Annotated in this window: 3 protein-coding genes; all 3 read right to left on the reverse strand. The window is 61.3% G+C overall.

The window, feature by feature from the left end:
• The coding region (locus BW43_RS0127610; RefSeq protein WP_032888471.1) for a hypothetical protein at window positions 1–715 on the reverse strand (715 nt) is incomplete at its 3' end.
• Window positions 716–724: 9 nt separating this feature from the next.
• Window positions 725–2,227 carry an L-arabinose ABC transporter ATP-binding protein AraG gene (gene araG, locus BW43_RS09890; RefSeq protein WP_032888473.1) on the reverse strand — a complete coding sequence of 501 codons (1,503 nt, stop codon included), beginning with the start codon at window positions 2,225–2,227 and terminating at the stop codon, window positions 725–727.
• A partial coding sequence (locus BW43_RS09885) for a substrate-binding domain-containing protein (protein ID WP_032888475.1) occupies window positions 2,224–3,198 on the reverse strand: 975 nt, incomplete at its 5' end. The genes BW43_RS09885 and araG, both read right to left, overlap by 4 nt.

Raw genomic sequence — 3,198 nt, forward strand, 5'->3', positions numbered from 1 at the left:
CGAGGATCACCCCGGCCAACGCGCCGATCAGACCGTGCACGGCGAAGATCAGGATCTTGGTGCGGTCAACGTTCACCCCTGCCAGCAACGCCGCTTCCGGGTTGCCGCCGATGGCCATGGTGTTGCGCCCGTAGGTGGTGTAGTTCAGCAGCCAGCCGAAAAACACAAAGCACACGATGGTGATCAAAATAGGCACCGGCACGCCGAACAACTGGCCGTTGCCGAACACAAAGAACTGCTCCTGGGACACGCCAACCGCCTTGCCGTCGGCAAAGATATAGGCCAGGCCGCGCACGATCTGCATTGTGGCCAAGGTGGTGATCAACGCATTGACCCGCAGCTTGGCGATGACGATGCCGTTGATCAGCCCGACGATCAGGCCCATCAGCAGCGCGGCGCCGATGCCGAGCATGACGCTCTCGGTGTCGCGCATCACAATCGCCGCCACCACGCCGGCACAGGCGATCACCGAGCCCACCGACAAGTCGAAGTGCCCCGACGCCAGGCAGAACAGCATGGTGCACGCGGCGATGCCCACGGTGGAAATCGCCAGGCCCAGGCCGCGCATGTTCAGCGGTGAGAGGAAGTTGTCGATCAGCAAGGCGCACAGCACAAAGATGCTCACCGCCGCCAACAGCATCGCCCAGTTGTCGAGCAGTGCGCGCAGGTCGAAGGGTTTGCGTGCGGTGGGCAACGCGTTGTTTTGAGTGTTCATGGTCGTCTCTCAGTTCGTCACGCGGCGCGGCAGGGCCAGCTGCAGCAGGTTGGATTCGGTGGCGTTTTCACGGGTTTGTTCACCGCGCAGGGCGCCTTCGCACAGCACCAGGATGCGGTCGGAAATACCCATGACTTCCATCAAGTCGCTGGACACTACGATCACCGCAATGCCGCTGGCCGCCAGGTTATGGATGATCTGGTAGATCTCCGACTTGGCGCCGATGTCGATGCCCCGCGTCGGTTCATCCAACAGCAAGACCTTCATCGGCATCGACAGCCAGCGCCCCAAAATGGCCTTCTGCTGATTGCCGCCGGACAGGTACATGATTTTCTGTTGCGCATCCGGGGTTTTGACTTTCATCGCCTTGATTTGCTGGTCGGCGTTGCTTTTTTCCCAGGGCTCGCGCAGCAACCAGCCGAACGAGGAATGGGCACCACGGGCGCTGATATTGATGTTCTCGGCGACGCTGGAAAGCGGAATGATCCCTTCCTTTTTGCGGTCCTCGGGACACAGCAACACACCGGCGGCGATGGCGTCGCGCGGGGAACGCAGTTGCAGCGCCTCTCCACAGAGTTCAAGGCTGCCAGCGCTGCTGCGTTCCAGCCCGCTGAGCAAACGAAACAGCTCCGTGCGCCCTGCCCCGACCAGCCCGAACAAGCCAAGAATCTCGCCCTTGCGCACGTCGAAACTGATCGGCTCACGCAGGCCAGGCCCGAGCAACCCGTCGACCTTGAGTGCGACCTCGCCATGCTCTCGCGGGCGGTAGTCGTAGATGTCCTGAATGTCACGACCGACCATGCAGGTCACCAACTGGTCGTGGCTGAGCGCACTCATATCATCAAAGGTGCGCACGTAACGCCCGTCTTTGAACACCGTCACGGCATTGCAAATCCGGAACACCTCTTCCATGCGGTGCGAGACGTACAGCACCACTTTGCCCTCATCCCGCAGGCGCGTGATGATCGCCATCAAACGGTCGATCTCCCGCGCCGACAGGCTGCTGGTCGGTTCGTCGAACGCGATCACATGGGCGCCACGGGACAGCGCCTTGGCGATTTCCACCAGTTGGCGCTGGCCCAGGGACAAGCGCCCGAGCTTTTCTTCAGGATCGATTTCATCGGCCAGACCCTTGAGGCACGCCAGGGCCTGCTTGCGCAGCAGGCTCCGGTTGACCACCCCAAAACGCGACGGCAGGTGCCCAAGGAAAAGGTTCTCGGCCACGGTCATTTCCGGCACCAGGTGCAGCTCCTGGTGGATCACCGCGACGCCGCTGGCGATGCTGTCCGCAGCGCATTTGAACGCCATGGTCTGCTCGCCGATCTGCACCGTGCCGCTGCTGGGAATGTAGGCGCCGCCGAGGATTTTCAGCAGCGTCGACTTGCCCGCGCCGTTCTCGCCCATCAAGGCATGCACCTGCCCCGGCTGGGCGCTGAAGCTGATGCCGTCCAGCGCCTTGACCCCGGGAAAGGTTTTGCCGATACCCTCAAACCGCAGGGCCGCCGCACTCATTTCCACAGCCCGATCTTGGTCAGTTCTTCCTGGAAGTTGGCGCGGGTGATCAGGGTGACTTCATCCATCGCGGTGTACTTCGGTGGCTCGGTCCCTTTGGTGACCCACTCGTACATCATCAGCGCCGTGTTATAGCCCTCGATATGCGGGCTTGGCAGCATGGAGCCGAAGAAGCCGCTGTCGGCCTTTTTCAGTTCGCCGATGGCGTCGGTGCCATTGATGCCGATGCCAATCACGTTGGCCGCTTTGAAGCCTGCGCTTTCGGTAGCGCGCACGCCGCCAAGCACGGTGTTGTCGTTCATGCCGCCGATGATCAGGTTTTTCGCACCGCTGGGCAGCTTGACCAGCGCCGAGTTGGTGGCGTCCATGCTGCCGGGGACGTCGAGGGTTTTCAGTGCGGCGGTGAGGATGTGGTCTTTCGGAATGCCGGCTTCTTCAAGGGATTTGATCGAGCCGTCGGTGCGTTTTTTACCGGTGTCGAGTTCGTTGAAGGTGTTGATCACCGCGTAGGTGTCCTTCCAGTCCCAGCCACGTTTTTTCGCTTCGGCAGCCATGGCGGCGCCTTGTTTCTGACCGACTTCAAAAGCGGCCATGCCCAGGTACGGCACGTCCTCCATGAAGTTGCCTTTGGCATCGACGAAACGGTCATCCACGGCCATGACTTTCAAGCCATTGAGCTTGGCCTTGGCCACGATGGCTGGGCCGAGGGACACGTCCGGCGGGCAGATCACAAATCCCTTGGCACCGTTGGCGGCCAGGCTGTCGATGGCGGAAAGGGTTTTCTCACCATCGGGCACGGCGATTTTGATCACGGTGAAACCGTGTTCCTTGCCGGCTTTTTCGGCGAAGGCCCATTCAGTCTGGAACCAGGGTTCTTCGGCCTGTTTGACCAGGAAGCCGATCTTCACTTCTTCGGCGGATGCGAGGCTGCTGAGGCTGCTTAAAGCAACGGCGGCGGCAAGGACGCGTAG

This window comes from Pseudomonas sp. RIT357 (assembly GCF_000632245.1).
Lineage (GTDB): Bacteria > Pseudomonadota > Gammaproteobacteria > Pseudomonadales > Pseudomonadaceae > Aquipseudomonas > Aquipseudomonas sivasensis.